Here is a 15,087-nt window from a genome sequence, read left to right on the forward strand (position 1 = left end):
TTCTATCTAACACTCAAAGGAAGTCTTTTATTGGTGGCCGGCTGTCACCGCCTCCGTACCAGGGGGAACGGCAGCGTCTCCCGGATCGACAGTCCCGTCAGGAACATCACCAGCCGGTCCACCCCGACCCCCAGCCCGCCCGTCGGCGGCATCGCGTACTCCAGCGCCCGCAGGAAGTCCTCGTCCAGCTCCATCGCCTCCGGGTCGCCGCCCGCGGCCAGCAGCGACTGCGCGGTCAGCCGGCGCCGCTGCTCGATCGGGTCGATCAGCTCCGAGTAGGCCGTGCCCAGCTCCGTGCCGAACGCCACCAGGTCCCAGCGCTCCGCGAGCCGTGGATCGGACCGGTGCGGCCGCGTCAGCGGCGAGACGTCGGTGGGGAAGTCCTTGTAGAAGACGGGCAGCTCCGTGCGCTCCTCGACCAGCCGCTCGTACATCTCCAGCACGATGTCCCCGCGCCCGTCCTCCGGCCGGTGCGGCACCCCCGCCGCGTCGCAGTGCCGCCGCAGCACCCCCACCGGCGTGTCCGCGTCGACCTCTTCGCCGAGGACCTCCGAGACCGCGCCGTAGACGGTCTTCACCGGCCACGGCCCGGAGATGTCGTGCTCGACGAGCTTCCCGCCCGCGTCCGGCCGCAGGGCCACCACCGACCCGTGGGCGGCGTCCGCCGCGGCCTGGATCAGCTCGCGCGTCAGGTCGAGCATCACGTCGTAGTCCGCGAACGCCTGGTACGCCTCCAGCATCGTGAATTCCGGATTGTGCTTGTACGAAACCCCCTCGTTGCGGAAGGTGCGGCCCATTTCGAAGACCTTTTCCATGCCGCCCACGCACAGCCGCTTCAGATAGAGCTCCGGCGCGATCCGCAGATACAGGTCGAGGTCGTACGCATTGATGTGGGTGGTGAAGGGCCGGGCGTTCGCGCCGCCGTGGATCTGCTGCAGCATCGGCGTCTCGACCTCCAGGAACCCGCGGTCGAGCAGCCCCTGGCGCAGCGCCTGCACGGCCGCGCTGCGGGCCCGCACCGTCCGCCGGGCCTCCGGCGAGACGGCCAGGTCCACGTAGCGCATCCGCACCCGCGCCTCGGGGTCGCTCAGGCCGTGCCGCTTGTCGGGCAGGGGGCGCAGGCACTTGGCGGTCATCCGGGCGCTGCTCACGAAGACGGTGAGCTCGCCGCGGTCGGTGGTGCCGATCTCGCCCTCCGCCTCGACGTGGTCGCCGAGGTCGATGTGCGTGGCGAAGCGGCGCAGGCCCTCGCGCCCGCAGTCCTCGCGGGCGAACGTCAGCTGCAGGTCGCCCGACCAGTCGCGCAGCACGGCGAACGCGACCCCGCCGTGGTTGCGGACCAGCAGCACGCGGCCTGCCACGGTCGCCCGCTCGCCCGTGCGGGACGACGGCGGGAGCCCCGCGTGGGCGGCGCGGATCGCGGCGAGCGTGTGCGTGCGGCGGGCGTCGACCGGATACGGGTCCACGCCCGCCGCCCGCAGCAGCTCCAGCTTCCGCCGCCGCACCCGCACCTGCTCCGGCAGCCCCGCGAGCCCGTCCGCCCCCGCCTCCTCGGCGCCGGCCTCCAGGCCCAGCTCGGAGAGCGGCGGCAGGCCCGCCGTGGACGCCGGGCTGGTCACGCCCCTGGCCCGCCCCCGGCTCCACAACTGACCCAGGCTCGGCACCGCGACGAAGCCCTCGGCGATGCCCGCCGCCAGCCCGATCCGCGCCAGCGCACCCGCGTCGGCGTAGCAGAGGAACCGCGGGTGCCACTCCGGGTTGTACTTCACGTTCGAGCGGTAGAGGGCCTCCAGCTGCCACCACCGGGAGAAGAACAGCAGCAGCTTGCGCCACAGCCGCAGCACCGGCCCCGCCCCGATCCGCGCCCCCTCCTCGAAGGCGGAGCGGAACACGGCGAAGTTGAGCGAGACGCGCTTGACGCCGAACCGCCCGGCCTGCGCGCACAGCTGAGCGACCATGAACTCCATGACGCCGTTGGGCGCGGCCCGGTCGCGGCGCATCACGTCCAGCGAGACCCCGTCCCGGCCCCACGGCACGAACGACAGCAGGGCGATCATCGTCCCCTCGCTGTCGAAGGCCTCCACCAGCAGGCAGTCGCCGTCGGCCGGATCGCCGAGCCGGCCCAGCGCCATCGAGAAGCCCCGCTCGGTCTCGGTGTCCCGCCAGGTGTCCGCCCGGTGGATGACCTCGCCCATCTCCTCGTCGGTGAGCGCCGAGTGGCGCCGGATCCGCACGGTGGCGCCGGTGCGCTCGACCCGGTGGACGGCCTGCCGCGTCACCCGCATCTCGCGCCCGTCCAGGTCGAACGAGGCGATCTGCAGGATCGCCTCGTCGCCCAGCTGGAGCGCGCCCAGCCCCGAGCGGGCGTACGCCTTCGCGCCCGCCTCGCTGGCGCCCATCACGGCCGGCTGCCAGCCGTAGCGGCCCGCGACCTCCAGCCAGGCGTCAATCGCCGGAGTCCATGCCTCCGGATCACCCAGCGGGTCGCCGGAGGCCAGGCAGACGCCCGCCTCGACCCGGTACGTCACCGCCGCCTTGCCGCTGGGGGAGAAGACCACCGCCTTGTCCCTGCGCGTCGCGAAGTAGCCCAGCGAGTCCTGGCCGCCGTAGCGGGCCAGGAGGGCGCGGATCCGCGGCTCCTCGTCGTCGTGCAGCGCGGCCTCCAGGCGCTGCGAGCGGAAGAGCGCCATGGCGGCGTTCAGCAGCGCCAGCGCGCCGAACAGCCCGAGCAGGAAGTACAGCCAGTGCGGGGGATGGCCGGCGAAGTGCCGCCCGCTCACCAGTCCGCCGCACACCTTGTTCGCGACGAACAGCAGCCGGTTCCCCGCCCCGCGCTCCAGCGAACCCGGGAACAGCGACACCAGGCCCCAGCCCACCAGGATCGCCACGGTGAGCCCCGCGACCAGCACCAGCAGCGCCCGCAGGAACGCCCCCCGGCGCGACGCCGCGTAGAACTCCCGGCGTGCCAGGATCAGCAGCGTCATCGCCGCCACGCACAGCACCAGCGAGGGGATCGTGTCCCAGTAGCCCACCGCCAGCAGCAGGGCGTCGGCGATCAGCAGCAGCGTCAGATAGGCCAGGACGAACCAGAGGGTGACCCGCTTGCGGGCGGCCATCGCCGTCGCGAGCAGCAGCAGGAAGACGGCGTAGGCGAGGTTCGGGGCCGTGGGGACGGTCAGCGTGTCGAGCGCCTCCGTCAGCGGCCCCACCGCCCGCCGCAGCGGCACGATCAGCGAGGTGATCGCACAGAACAGGCCGAGGGCGCCGAAGAAGACCGCGAAACCATCGGGGACCCGGTGCAGGAGCCGCCGCCACGCGGACTCGCGCTCCCCGCCCTCACGGCCCTTGGGAGCCGGGGCGGGCCGCTCCGCGGAAGGCCTGCTGTCGGCGGCTGTGCGGCTCATTCCGCCAGCCTAGGCACCCTGCGGGCGGCCTGCCTGCCGAGAGCGGCGGCCCGGACGAACACGCTCGTACCTGAATGGAGTACACGCGGCGCCACGGCCCGGGGCGCCCGGTGGGCCAGACTGACGGACAACCGCACCACCCAGGAGGTTCGCCATGGCCATTTCGCTCTCCGTGGTCCTGTTGTTGCTCGTCCTGGTGGTCGTGTTCATGCGGAGCGGCTCGCTGAAGGTGTCGAACGCCCTGGTCTGCGTCCTGCTCGGCTTCCTCCTCGCGAGCACGAGCATCGCGCCGACGATCTCCGACGGCCTGTCCACGACCGCACGCATCGTGAGCGGCGTACGGCCCTGAGGGCGCCCCGGGCCGGGCCCCGCTGTCAGGGGACCCGGCCCGGGGACGCCGCCGTGCCGCGCGCCTAGCGCCCGATCTCGACGTCCTCCAGGACGCCCAGCGCGTCCGGCACGAGGATCGCCGCCGAGAAGTAGGCGCTCACCAGGTACGAGGAGACCGCCTGCTCGTTGATGCCCATGAACCGGACGTTGAGGCTCGGCTGGAACTCGTCCGGGATGCCCGTCTGGTGCAGGCCCACGACCCCCTGGTTGTCCTCGCCCGTCCGCATCGCGAGGATCGAGCTCGTCCCGGACTCGCTGATCGGGATCTTGTTGCAGGGCAGCAGCGGCACACCGCGCCAGGAGCGCACGGAGGAGCCCAGGACGTCGATGGACTGCGGGTAGAGGCCACGGGCGGTGCACTCCCGGCCGAACGCCGCGATGGTCCGCGGGTGGGCGAGGATGTACTTGGTCTTGCGGCGGCGCGCGAGCAGCTCGTCGAGGTCGTCCGGGGTGGGCGGGCCGCTGCGGGTGTGGATGCGCTGGCTGATGTCGGCGTTGTGCAGCAGGCCGAACTCGCGGTTGTTGACGATCTCGTGCTCCTGGCGCTCGCGCAGCGCCTCGACCGTCAGCCGCAGCTGCTGTTCGAGCTGGCTCATCGGGTCGTTGTAGAGGTCGGCGACGCGGGTGTGGACGCGCAGGACGGTCTGGGCGACGCTCAGCTCGTACTCGCGCGGGGAGAGCTCGTAGTCCACGAAGGTACCGGTGATGGCCGGCTCGCCGACGTGGCCGGACGTCACCGCGATGTCGGCCTCGCCGCGCTTGTTCGTCGCCTTGGCCGGGCGGGAGGCGAACGCCGCGACGTGCGCGCGCAGCGCCTCGGAGCGCTCGGCCAGCTCCTGGAAGGCCTGCAGCGGGAGCGCGAGCACCGTGCAGCGGGTCACGGCCCGGACGCTGAACCCCCAGGTGCCGTCGGGCTCCAGGGGCACCTGCTCGCCGAAGTAGTCACCGTCGGCCAGCACCCCGAGCACGGTCTCGTCGCCGTACTTGCCGGTGCCCGTCTTGTTGAGCTTGCCGTGGGCGATGAGGAAGATCTGGTCGGCCGGGGTGCCGGCCTCGACGAGCGTGTCACCGGCGGCGTACTCGCGCTGGACGAAGCCGTCCGCCAGCGCCTCCAGCGTGTCGGTGTCGCCGAAGTCCCGCAGCAGGGGCAGCTCCCCGAGCTCCGGCGGGATCACCCGGACCTCCGAGCCGGTCGAGATGAACTCGACCCGGCCGTCCCCGACGGTGTAGGTGAGCCGCCTGTTCACCCGGTACGTGCCGGCCGACACCTGTACCCATGGCAGCACGCGCAGCAGCCAGCGGGACGAGATCCCCTGCATCTGCGGTACGGACTTGGTCGTCGTGGCGAGCTGGCGTGCCGCGGACGTGCCGAGGCTGAGCTGCGTCTCCCCGGGCCGGGCGGCCTCTCCGGACTCGACTGACGTGGTCATAACTGGTTGTCACCCATCTGTGTGCGGTACTCGGCGCGGATCCGCGGGTTCGCGGATCCGCAGTGCGCGGAACGTGGTGCGCGGAGCGTGGTGCGGCGGCGGGTCAGTGCCCGATCTCGACGTTCTCCAGAATTCCGAGGGCGTCCGGCACCAGGACGGCGGTGGAGTAGTAGGCGCTCACCAGATAGGAGATGATGGCCTGGTCGCTGATGCCCATGAAACGCACGGAGAGGCTCGGCTGGTATTCATCGGGAATTCCCGTGCGGTGCAGCCCGACGACACCCCGGGATTCCTCTCCGGTACGCATCAGGAGAACGGAGCTGGTGCCGTTCTCGCTGATCGGGATCTTGTTGCACGGGAAGATGGGAATTCCGCGCCAGGCGGGCACCGAGTGGCCGCCCACGGCGGCATTGTCCGGATACACTCCGCGTCGGTTGAATTCGCGGGCGATCGCCGCGATGGTGCGCGGGTGCGCCAGCAGGAAGCCGGGGTCCTTCCAGACCGTGGCGAGCAGCTCGTCGAGGTCGTCGGGGGTGGGCGGGCCGCTGCGGGTGTGGATGCGCTGCTTGAGGTCGGCGTTGTGCAGCAGGCCGAACTGCCGGTTGTTGATCATCTCGTGCTCCTGGCGCTCGCGCAGGGCCTCGATGGTCAGCCGCAGCTGCTGCTCGACCTGGTTCATGGGCTCGTTGTAGAGGTCGGCGACGCGGGTGTGGACGCGCAGGACGGTCTGGGCGACGCTCAGCTCGTACTCGCGCGGGGAGAGCTCGTAGTCCGCGAAGACGCCGGGCAGCGCCGGCTCGCCCGTGTGGCCGGCGGCCACGTCGATGGCGGACTCCCCGTCCTCGTTGCGGGGAAGGGCGGCGGCCGCGCGGAACGCCTCCACGTGGGAGCGCAGCTCCTGGGACCCCTCCAGGACCTCCTGGAACGCCTGGCGGGGCAGGGTCAGGACGGTGCAGGCGGTGACGGCCTTGACGGTGAAGTCCCAGTTGCTCTCGGAGGCCGCGGCCAGGGCCTGGTCGCCGAAATAGCCGCCGTCGGCGATGACGCCGAGGACGGCCGGATCCCCGTACTCGCCCTCGCGGACCTTGTTGAGCTTGCCGTGGGCGACCAGCACCACCTGGTCCGCCGGCTGCCCGGCCTCCACGAGGACGTCACCCGGCCGGAACTCCCGCTGGGCGAAGCGGCCCGCGAGCGCTTCGAGCACCGCCGGGTCGCCGAAGCCGCGCAGCAGCGGGAGCTCGCCCAGCTCGGCCGGGATGACCCGGACGTCGGCGCCCGTCGAGACGAACTCCACCCGGCCGTCGCCCAGTGTGTGTGTCAGGCGCCGGTTGACCCGGTACGTGCCGCCCGGGACGTGCACCCATGACAGCATGCGCAGGAGCCACCGTGAGGTGATTCCCTGCATCTGCGGTACGGACTTTGTCGTGGTCGCCAGATTCCGTGCGGCCTCGGTGCCCAGGCTCAGCCGGCCGGGGCCGTTATTGCCGTCGGTGCCGGTCTCCACTGACGTCGTCATATCGGAATGCCCACCCATCCGTTATGGACAGCCCGCAGCCCTTACGGACGGGCTGCGGGCGTGCCGAAGAATTCCCCTTGACCGCCTTCGAAGCTATCAGTGGGATATCGGCGGGCGCAGTCACTCAAAAGGGTGGATTGATCGATGATGTTACGTTCGGAGGAAAACTCCGATGCCGTTCGCCACCGGCCGTTCCGCACCGCCCGACGGATGATTCCGGACCGTCGTCCGCCCGCTGTCAGGATCGCGGGTGACCAGCGTGCTGGACCCGCCCCCGTCCAGGTTCACGGCGTCGTCGGCGCCCAGGTCGCGCATCAGGTCGGCGAGCTCGGTGACGGTGAGCCCCGAGCGGTAGCCGGCGCCGCCGTCCAGCGCCAGCAGGTAGAACAGCCGGCCGTCCCCGCCCACGCCGGCGGAGGTCCGCACCGCGGAGGTCGTGGAGTCCAGCCCGGACGCGAGCCGGCCGTCGCGCAGCACGGGGAACCCGCCGACCGCGAAGCGCAACGCCCCCCGCTCGGCGGGCTGCAGCCGCTCCTCGACGCGAACCGCGTCACCGGCCTTCAGCCGGCGCAGCTCGCGCGCCCCCGCCTCACGCCCGACGAGCACCAGCGTGCCGGCGGGGATCGCGCCGTGCCCCGGCTTGTGCGCCCCGTCCGTCACCTTGCCGTGCCGGACCGTCAGTTCGTAGGTGTCATCCGTGCAGGGGGCGGCCCGGTTGGTGTCCGTGCCGCAGGTCGCCCGGAGCCGTGACGCCGGACCCCAGGAGGAGGTGTACGCCCCGATCCCGCCGACCGGAAGGGCGTACTGGTTGAGGCCGCGCAGCGACAGCTTCCTGCCCTTGGCGGTCACGGTGCCCTTCAGCGTGAGCCGGTCCAGCCGGCCCCTGTCGTCGGTGCCGAGGCCGATGACGTCCCGCGTGGTGGCGCCGGGGGGCAGCACCGGCCCGAAGCGCTGGCCGTCGGGCACGGCGGCGCCGAGCCGGCGGCCGCCCGCGACGGACGGGCCGACCGGCGCGCCCGTGGCCTCGACGCCCGGGTGCTGGGCCTCCGTGATGTTGAAGAAGTCGCCGTTGACCCCGGCCACCGCGCCCCGGGCGGCCGTCATCCGCGACACCGTCGCCCGCGCGGCGACCGAGCCCGGGTACAACAGGTCGAGCGAGACGCCGGGCTCGCTCAGATCGACCCTCAGCACGTGCCCGTACGCAGGGCCGTGGGAGGCCGACAGGGAGAAGTCCCGGTACTCCACACCGGGTGCGACGGGGGCCAGGGTCCCCAGCCGCAGCGCGGGCCGGTCACCCGCGTCCGCCAGGGCGGTGCCCCCGCCGATCAGCGAGGTCCACGCCACCAGAACCGTCAGTACCGAGCGCACACGTCTTCTGTGTCTCTTCACAGTCACCCCAGAGGTCCCGTCAACTCTGGCACGGAGCAGAACGGTTCACCATGCCCCGAAAGAACGACAGGCCACGCGAAAGAACGACAGGGAACGCACCGGCGTCGGCGCGGGCAACTCCCGGCACATCCCTGCCCGGGGACCCGGCGGGCCCGGATACTCACACGTACCGGCCCGTGCGGACGGCCCGCCGCCGCGCACCGGCCCACACCGACCTGGGAGTTCCTGGAGAACTGGGAGAGCTGCCATGAGCCTTCGTTCGCGCCGCGCGGCCGTCGCCACCTTCGGAGCCGCCCTCGGCGCCGCGCTCGCGGGGTCCTTCGCCCCGCCGGCCTCCGCCGCCCCGGCGACGGCCGGGCGCCACGCGTCCGGCGCGCCGGGCAGGCCGCCGCTGCGCCGTGCGCACGCGCACAACGACTACGAGCACCCCCACCCCCTGGCCGATGCGCTCGCCCACGGGTTCGGCAGCGTCGAGGCGGACATCTGGCTCGTGGACGGCGAGCTCCTCGTCGCCCACGACGCCTCCGGTCTCGACCCGGCCCGCACCCTCGAAGCGCTGTACCTCGACCCGTTGCAGCGCCGGGTCAGAGCCGGCCACGGCCGGGTCTACCGGGGCTACGACCTCTCGCTGAAGCTGCTCGTCGACATCAAGACCGACGGCGCCGCCACGTACCGGGAGCTCTCGCGGCGGCTGCGCCGCTACGGCACGCTGTTCACCTCCTGCGCCGACGGCCGGATCCGCCGGGGCGCCGTCACCGCCGTGATCTCGGGTGACCGGAGCGCCCGGGGGCCCATGGCGGAGGAGCGGCTGCGCCACGCGTTCTACGACGGCCGGCTCGCCGACCTCGGCGCCGGTGCCCCCGCGTCCTTCATCCCCCTGGTGAGCGACAACTGGAACAGCGTCTTCGGCTGGCAGGGCACAGGCCCGATGCCGGCCCCGGAGAAGGCCCGCCTCCGGCAGATCGTCTCCACCGCGCACGCCGAGGGCCGCACCGTACGGTTCTGGGCCACGCCGGATCAGCCCGGTCCGGCGCGCGAGGCCGTGTGGCGGGCGCTGTTCTCCGCAGGCGTGGACTACCTCAACACGGATGACCTCGCGGGCCTCGAAGCGTTCTTGCGCGCGGCAGGCTGAGCGCGCGGCCGGACGGGTCGCCGGACCTTCCGGCGCGTCCGCGGTCCGGTCGGTGGAATGTCCCGGTCCGGGGCGGATCGTGTGGCGGTACCGTCACCGCCGTCCGGTGCGTGCGCGCCCGGCGGGACGCTGGCCGCATGGCCACTCCACCTGGACCGCCGTACGGGCCGCCGCCGGGCCCGCCCCCGGGCGGCTTCGGGCCCGCCCAGCCGCCCTGGGGCACCCCTCCGCCGCCACCCCCGCGCAGGGGCGGCGGCGGGCGCCGGGCCGCGCTCCTCGCCGCCGCTCTGGTGGCTGCCGCGGCGCTCGGGCTGGGCGCCGTCCTCGTCGTCGGCAGCAAGGACGGCAAGCAGGGCGGGCCGGGTGACGGCTCGTCGCCCGGCGGGACCGCGTCGCCGTCGCTGACGGTTCCCAGCGGGTTCCCGTCCCAGTGGCCGACGGCGCTGCCGTCCGGACTGCCCAGCGGCTTCCCCAGCAGCCTGCCCACGTCCTGGCCCACCGCCCTGCCGAGCGGCTTTCCCACGGGCCTGTTCCCGGTTTCCGGCGACACCGGCGGCCACTGACTGCCGGCTGCATACGGACCGTCGGCTGTATACGGGCCGTCAGGCGGCGGGAGCCTGCTGAGGGACGGCCTGGATGTCGAGCTCGATCCTGATGGTGGCGCCGATCATGGCGATGCCGCGCCGGAGCATGGAGCGCCAGTCCAGGGTGAAGTCCTCGCGGTGCAGTTCGGTCGAGGCCGAGCAGGCCGTGCGGGTCTCGCCCATGATGCCGGTGCCGATCCCCAGGTAGCGGGTGTCGAGCGCGATGTTCCGGCTGACGCCGTGCAGGTTGAGCACGCCCTGCACGGTCCACCGCGAGCCGCCGCGGTGGACGAAGCGCTCGCTGGTGAACTGCATGAACGGGTAGTGGGAGACGTCCAGGAACTCCGCGGAACGCAGGTGCTCGTCGCGCTGTGCGACCCCCGTGTCGATGCTGGCCGTGTCGATCACGACGTCGAGGCGGGAGTGCTCGACGTCCTCGCCGATCCACAGGGTGCCTTCGAAGCGGTTGAAGCGCCCGTGCACCTCGGCGAGTCCGATGTGCCGGGCGATGAAGCGCACCGCCGTGTGGTCCGGGTCGATGCGCCAGGCGCCCGGCGCGGGCATGGCGGGCGCCGGAGCCGTCTCCATCACGACCGTGCCGAGGGAAGTGCTCACGCCCTCCGCGCAGGTGACGGTGTGCAGGACGGGCCGGAACCCGTCGGCCGACAGCGCAAGGCTGTACTCGCCGGGTGCGAGGGTCGTCGCGAACCGGCCGTGCGGGTCGGTCTGGCCGTGCACCACTTCCTGCCCGGCGGAGTCCCGCACGGAGACCTCGGCTCTGTGCAGCGGCGACTGCGCCGTGTCCGCCACGGCGCAGTCGAGGGCCCCCGCTCCGAACGGAATCGGCGTGGTCTCCGGACGGGAGAAACGCGTGAACCGGCGGAGCAGGGCGAAAACCATCCCAAAGGGCCTTTCCATGACCAGAAGGTGATTGAACTGTAGATCACCATAATCTGTCGCTGATAGGCAGAATCCCCGGGGTTGCCTATGAAAGGTTCCTTTTTATTCCTCTTCGCCTTCGAATCGCTGACCGTGGAAGGGGGGTGTGTCCGTGAGGAGCGCGGAGAGGGCAGCAGCCGGATCGCTCTCGCACGGCCCCGCGGGCTGCCAGCGGCCGCCCTCCTTCCGGTACGGCCACCAGCGGCCGTCCCTGCCGTAGCGCAGCTGCGCGCCCGCACCCACCACGGTCCAGCGGTTGCGCACGGCCCGCAGCTGCGGAGCCTGTTCTTCCGGCCACGCGTCCGCGAGCCCGGCGCGGGCTCGCGCGAGGGCCTCCGGCTCCAGGGTCCACTCCTCCTCCAGGACGGCGAGTGAGGCGGCACCGCCGTGCCGCCACGCACGCACCGCCCGGTCGAGCCCGGACCGCTCCCGGCCGCAGCCCGCCGCGAGCCGTACGGCGATCCGCTCGTCCGGGCCGGCCGCCGCGAGCCGTACGGCGTCCTCCCACAGCGCGAGCTCCCGCGCGACCGGAGCGCGCTCATGACCCGGGGCCAGCGCCTCGGCCAGCAGCTGCCGGGCCTGCGCCGCCGCGGCCGCCACCAGGAACTCCAGCGCCCCCGCGTCCAGTCCGGGCGCGAGCGTCACGTCGCCGCCGAGCACCGGAGAACGGCCCGGCGCCTCCACGGCAGGAGGCGGATCCGGCAGCGGGCGCACGGAGGCCGCCGCGGCGAACACGTCCACGGCCGGCACCCCCGAGCGCGCCCCGCAGCCGCCCCCCGGCGCCCGGTCCGGCCCCGACGCGGCGTTGCGCTCCTGCAGCTCGTCCAGCAGCTCGCGCTCCCCGCGCCCGCGCATCAGCAGCAGCACGAACGGGTCCCGGTCGAGCAGCAGCGCCATCTGATGGCACAGCGCCGCCGTGTGCGCGCAGTGGTCCCAGGCCCCGCACGAGCACTCCGGCTCCAGATCCCCGATGCCCGGCAGCAGTTCCACCCCCGCCGCCAGCGCGTCCTCGGCCAGGTGCGGCGGTATCTCGCGGTCGAGCAGCGCCGCGATGTGGCCGGCCTGACCCGCCACCAGCTCCAGGAGGCGCTCCCAGTCGGCCGCGCCGAACTCCTGCACCACCACGTCGGCACGGCAGGGGGTGCCGTCCGGGTCCCGTACGACGGCCGTGATGCGGCCGGGCCGCACCGAAACCGCGCCCACCGCGCCCGCGCGCGCGTGCCTGCGCCCCGCCTTCACCTGCCTGCCGTCCAGCGCCGTGTCCTCCAGCGCCTTGAGCCACGCCCGGCCCCACCAGGTCCGTGCGGAGCTCCGCACGTGCTCGGGCGGCAGCGCCTCGAAGGTCCGCTCCGCCCGGCCGGTGACGTCCTGTCCGGTCAACGTCCGTTCCCCCTCAGTGCGACGAGATCCGCCAGTTCGGCGTCGGTCAGTTCGGTCACGGCGGCCTCGGCGCCGCCCAGGACGGCGTCCGCCAGCGCCTGCTTGCGCACGAGCATCTCGGCGATGCGGTCCTCGACCGTGCCCTCGGTGACGAACCGGTGCACCTGCACCGGCTGCGTCTGGCCGATCCGGTACGCGCGGTCGGTCGCCTGCGCCTCCACCGCCGGGTTCCACCACCGGTCGAAGTGCACGACGTGCTCCGCCCGGGTGAGGTTGAGGCCCGTGCCGGCGGCCTTCAGGGACAGCAGGAAGACGGGGACCTCGCCGTCCTGGAAGCGGCGCACCATCTCCTCGCGGCGCGGGACGGGCGTGCCGCCGTGCAGCAGCTGCGTGCGGACGCCGCGCGCCCCCAGGTGCTGCTCCAGGAGCCGGGCGGTCGCCACGTACTGCGTGAAGACCAGCACGCTCGCCCCCTCGGCGAGGATCGTGTCCAGCAGTTCGTCCAGGAGCTCGACCTTGCCCGAGCGCCCGGCGATCCGCGGGGACTTCTCCTTGAGGAACTGCGCCGGGTGGTTGCAGATCTGCTTCAGGCCGGTCAGCAGCTTGACGATCAGGCCGCGCCGCTCGAAGCCGTCCGCCGCCTCGACCTCGGCGAGCATCTCCCGCACCACCGCCTCGTACAGGCCGGCCTGCTCCTTCGTGAGCGCCACCGCGCGGTCCGTCTCGGTCTTCGGCGGCAGCTCCGGCGCGATGCCGGGGTCGGACTTGCGGCGGCGCAGCAGGAACGGGCGGACCAGGGCCGCGAGGCGCTCGGCCGCGGCCGGGTCCGCGCCGCCCTCCACGGCCTGGGCGTAGCGTCTGCGGAACCGGCTCAGCGGGCCGAGCAGCCCGGGAGTCGTCCAGTCGAGGATCGCCCACAGCTCGGAGAGGTTGTTCTCCACGGGTGTGCCGGAGAGCGCCACGCGCGCCTTCGCGCCGATCGTGCGCAGCTGCTTCGCGGTGTCGGAGTACGGGTTCTTGACGTGCTGGGCCTCGTCCGCGACGACCAGGCCCCAGGGCGTGCCGGCCAGCTGCCCTGCGTCGAGCCGCATCGTGCCGTACGTGGTGAGCACGAACTCCCCGTCGGACAGTCCTTCCAGGGATCGCGACGTGCCGTGGAAGCGGCGTACGGGCGTGCCGGGCGCGAACCGCTCGACCTCCCGCTGCCAGTTGCCCATCAGGGACGCGGGGCAGACGACCAGCGTGGGGCCCGCCGCGCCGGGCAGCGTCTGCCGGTGCAGGTGGAGGGCGATGAGAGTGACGGTCTTGCCGAGCCCCATGTCGTCGGCGAGGCAGCCGCCCAGCCCGAGCGAGGTCATCCGGTGCAGCCAGTCCAGGCCGCGCAGCTGGTAGTCGCGCAGGGTGGCGGCGAGCGCGGCGGGCGGGGGCACGGGCTCGCGGTCGTGCTCGGGATCGGCGATGCGGTCGCGGAGCGCCGCCAGCCAGCCGGTGGGCCGGACGTCCACCTGAGGGCCGTCCTCGTCGCCCTCCTCGGTGGGAGCCCTGCCCGTCAGGGCGGCGCCCAGCGCTTCGACCGGCGTGAGCTTGCGGTCCTGCCGGGCGCGGGCGCGGCGCACCGCTTCGGGGTCGACGAGCACCCACTGGTCGCGCAGCCGTACGGCGGGCCGGCCGGCTTCCGCGAGCCGGTCCAGTTCGTCCTGGGTCAGCTCCAGGCCGCCGACGGCGAAGCGCCAGCGGAAGGTGAGCAGCGCATCGGCCGAGAGCAAGGACGGCATGCCGGAACGCTCTTGGCCGGGCCCGGGGCCGCCGTCGTCGTCCTCCGGAGGGCCGACGACGGCCCGCGCGGGGACCGTGCGGCCGAGCTCCGTCGGCCAGTGCACCTCGACCCCGGCCGCGTCCAGCGCCGCGGAGGCGCCGCCCAGCAGCTCCCCGACCTCCTCGTCGGCGAGGTCGACGGCGTCGGGGACCGCGGCGGAGAGCAGGGGCGTGAGCGCCGGCCAGGCATGGGCGGCCCGGCGCAGCGCGAGCAGCGCCTTCATCCGCGCGTCCCGGCCGAGCGCGGTGCCTGCCGACGGCTCACCGGCCCACACGTCGGCGGCGTCCGCCACGAGGGCCGGGTCGGAGAGGCTGTGGAGCTGCGGGACGGCCCGGAAGCGCGGGGCCGCGTGCGCGTCGTCACCGAGGGGGCCCAGCGCTTCGACGCGCAGGGACAGCCGCACGCCCGCATCGTGCCCGGCGGCGACGCCCTCCGCCCACGCGCGCTGCTCGGGCAGGCGGCGCGGTTCGGGCGCGGCGAAGGAGGGCCCGCCGGCGGCGAGGGCCGCGGCGGGGGAGCGCGGCAGCCCGTCGGCGACCGCGTCCAGGAAAGCGCGCACGAGCTGCTCCGGCTCGGGGAGCAGCAGAGGGCCGGTGCCCGGGAGCGGCACGGCGTGCGCCGCGGGCGGCATCGCGGCGGCCAGGTCGCGCACCCGGCCCAGGTCGTCGGCGGTGAGCGGGCCCACGCGCCACGCGTCGTGGTCGGTCGCCGACAGTCCCGGCAGCAGACGCCCGCGCGCCGCCAGTTGCAGGGCGAGCACGGCGGCGGCTCCCCAGAAGGCGGCCGCCTCGTCGGCCCGTGCGGCCCGGGCGCGGGTGAGGACGGGCACGGCGTCGCGCACGGGCAGGACGGCGGCCCGCACGGTCGTCGTGGCGACGCCGGCGCCGTCCGCGACGGCGATGGTCAGGTCCTCGACGCCGCCCGGGGAGGCGGGCGGTTCGCTGCCCGGAAGCCAGAAGGCCACCCGCCCGGTGCGCGCGGGGTCACCGGGAAGGAAGACCGCGGAGCAGTGAGCGAGCCGGGAGATCTCGGAGGGTGTTGCGGCAGAGGGCGGTGTCACAGCGCTGCGCATTCCTCAAATTTGACTAGTCGGGGTCCGGAGCGGCC

10 protein-coding genes are annotated in these 15,087 nt (G+C 73.6%); 3 read left to right on the top strand and 7 right to left on the bottom strand.

What is annotated here, in order from left to right; translation table 11 throughout:
* Positions 1–44 precede the first annotated feature (44 nt).
* Positions 45–3,404, bottom strand: coding sequence for a bifunctional lysylphosphatidylglycerol synthetase/lysine--tRNA ligase LysX (lysX, locus tag ACOTKD_RS23375; RefSeq protein WP_424890957.1), 3,360 nt, complete (start codon positions 3,402–3,404; stop codon positions 45–47).
* Between the two features lie 154 nt (positions 3,405–3,558).
* Here lysX and ACOTKD_RS23380 point away from each other — a divergent pair, with 154 nt between their 5' ends.
* Complete coding sequence (locus tag ACOTKD_RS23380) at positions 3,559–3,753, top strand: hypothetical protein (protein ID WP_106676157.1); 195 nt, start codon at positions 3,559–3,561, stop codon at positions 3,751–3,753.
* Positions 3,754–3,817: 64 nt separating this feature from the next.
* Here the strand turns inward: ACOTKD_RS23380 and ACOTKD_RS23385 are convergent, their stop codons facing one another.
* The 3 genes from ACOTKD_RS23385 to ACOTKD_RS23395 all read right to left on the bottom strand — a co-directional run bounded on the left by ACOTKD_RS23385 (position 3,818) and on the right by ACOTKD_RS23395 (position 8,108).
* Positions 3,818–5,224, bottom strand: coding sequence for a family 2B encapsulin nanocompartment shell protein (locus ACOTKD_RS23385; RefSeq protein ID WP_424890958.1), 1,407 nt, complete (start codon positions 5,222–5,224; stop codon positions 3,818–3,820).
* A gap of 103 nt (positions 5,225–5,327) precedes the next feature.
* Positions 5,328–6,740, bottom strand: coding sequence for a family 2B encapsulin nanocompartment shell protein (locus tag ACOTKD_RS23390; RefSeq protein ID WP_424890959.1), 1,413 nt, complete (start codon positions 6,738–6,740; stop codon positions 5,328–5,330).
* Positions 6,741–6,890: 150 nt separating this feature from the next.
* Positions 6,891–8,108, bottom strand: a complete 1,218-nt coding sequence (locus ACOTKD_RS23395) for a phosphodiester glycosidase family protein (protein WP_424890960.1) — start codon at positions 8,106–8,108, stop codon at positions 6,891–6,893.
* Between the two features lie 268 nt (positions 8,109–8,376).
* On the opposite strand from ACOTKD_RS23395, the gene ACOTKD_RS23400 reads away from it, so the two are divergent.
* Together ACOTKD_RS23400 and ACOTKD_RS23405 are read left to right on the top strand one after the other, a co-directional pair.
* Positions 8,377–9,261, top strand: coding sequence for a phosphatidylinositol-specific phospholipase C/glycerophosphodiester phosphodiesterase family protein (locus ACOTKD_RS23400; RefSeq protein ID WP_424890961.1), 885 nt, complete (start codon positions 8,377–8,379; stop codon positions 9,259–9,261).
* Positions 9,262–9,398: 137 nt separating this feature from the next.
* Positions 9,399–9,824 (top strand): hypothetical protein, encoded by a 426-nt coding sequence (locus ACOTKD_RS23405; RefSeq protein WP_424890962.1) that lies wholly within the window; start codon positions 9,399–9,401, stop codon positions 9,822–9,824.
* A 39-nt stretch (positions 9,825–9,863) separates the two neighbouring features.
* On the opposite strand, the gene ACOTKD_RS23410 is transcribed toward ACOTKD_RS23405, so the two are convergent.
* The 3 genes from ACOTKD_RS23410 to ACOTKD_RS23420 form a co-directional block, all read right to left on the bottom strand.
* Complete coding sequence (locus ACOTKD_RS23410; RefSeq protein WP_424891068.1) at positions 9,864–10,745, bottom strand: YceI family protein; 882 nt, start codon at positions 10,743–10,745, stop codon at positions 9,864–9,866.
* A gap of 102 nt (positions 10,746–10,847) precedes the next feature.
* A complete protein-coding gene (locus ACOTKD_RS23415) occupies positions 10,848–12,164 on the bottom strand; it encodes an SWF or SNF family helicase (protein WP_424890963.1) in 1,317 nt (438 codons plus the stop codon).
* Complete coding sequence (locus ACOTKD_RS23420) at positions 12,161–15,052, bottom strand: DEAD/DEAH box helicase (protein ID WP_424890964.1); 2,892 nt, start codon at positions 15,050–15,052, stop codon at positions 12,161–12,163. Before ACOTKD_RS23420 ends, ACOTKD_RS23415 begins: the two co-directional genes overlap by 4 nt.
* Positions 15,053–15,087: the final 35 nt, after the last annotated feature.

It is taken from the genome of Streptomyces sp. XH2 (genome assembly GCF_049725035.1).
GTDB lineage: Bacteria > Actinomycetota > Actinomycetes > Streptomycetales > Streptomycetaceae > Streptomyces > Streptomyces roseoverticillatus.

Excerpts from the sequence above, each read along its gene's own strand:
- lysX (WP_424890957.1), bottom strand. The coding sequence starts at position 3,404 with ATGAGCCGCACAGCCGCCGACAGCAGGCCTTCCGCGGAGCGGCCCGCC.
- ACOTKD_RS23380 (WP_106676157.1), top strand. The coding sequence starts at position 3,559 with ATGGCCATTTCGCTCTCCGTGGTCCTGTTGTTGCTCGTCCTGGTGGTC.
- ACOTKD_RS23385 (WP_424890958.1), bottom strand. The coding sequence starts at position 5,224 with ATGACCACGTCAGTCGAGTCCGGAGAGGCCGCCCGGCCCGGGGAGACG.
- ACOTKD_RS23390 (WP_424890959.1), bottom strand. The coding sequence starts at position 6,740 with ATGACGACGTCAGTGGAGACCGGCACCGACGGCAATAACGGCCCCGGC.
- ACOTKD_RS23400 (WP_424890961.1), top strand. The coding sequence starts at position 8,377 with ATGAGCCTTCGTTCGCGCCGCGCGGCCGTCGCCACCTTCGGAGCCGCC.
- ACOTKD_RS23405 (WP_424890962.1), top strand. The coding sequence starts at position 9,399 with ATGGCCACTCCACCTGGACCGCCGTACGGGCCGCCGCCGGGCCCGCCC.
- ACOTKD_RS23410 (WP_424891068.1), bottom strand. The coding sequence starts at position 10,745 with ATGGTTTTCGCCCTGCTCCGCCGGTTCACGCGTTTCTCCCGTCCGGAG.
- ACOTKD_RS23420 (WP_424890964.1), bottom strand. The coding sequence starts at position 15,052 with ATGCGCAGCGCTGTGACACCGCCCTCTGCCGCAACACCCTCCGAGATC.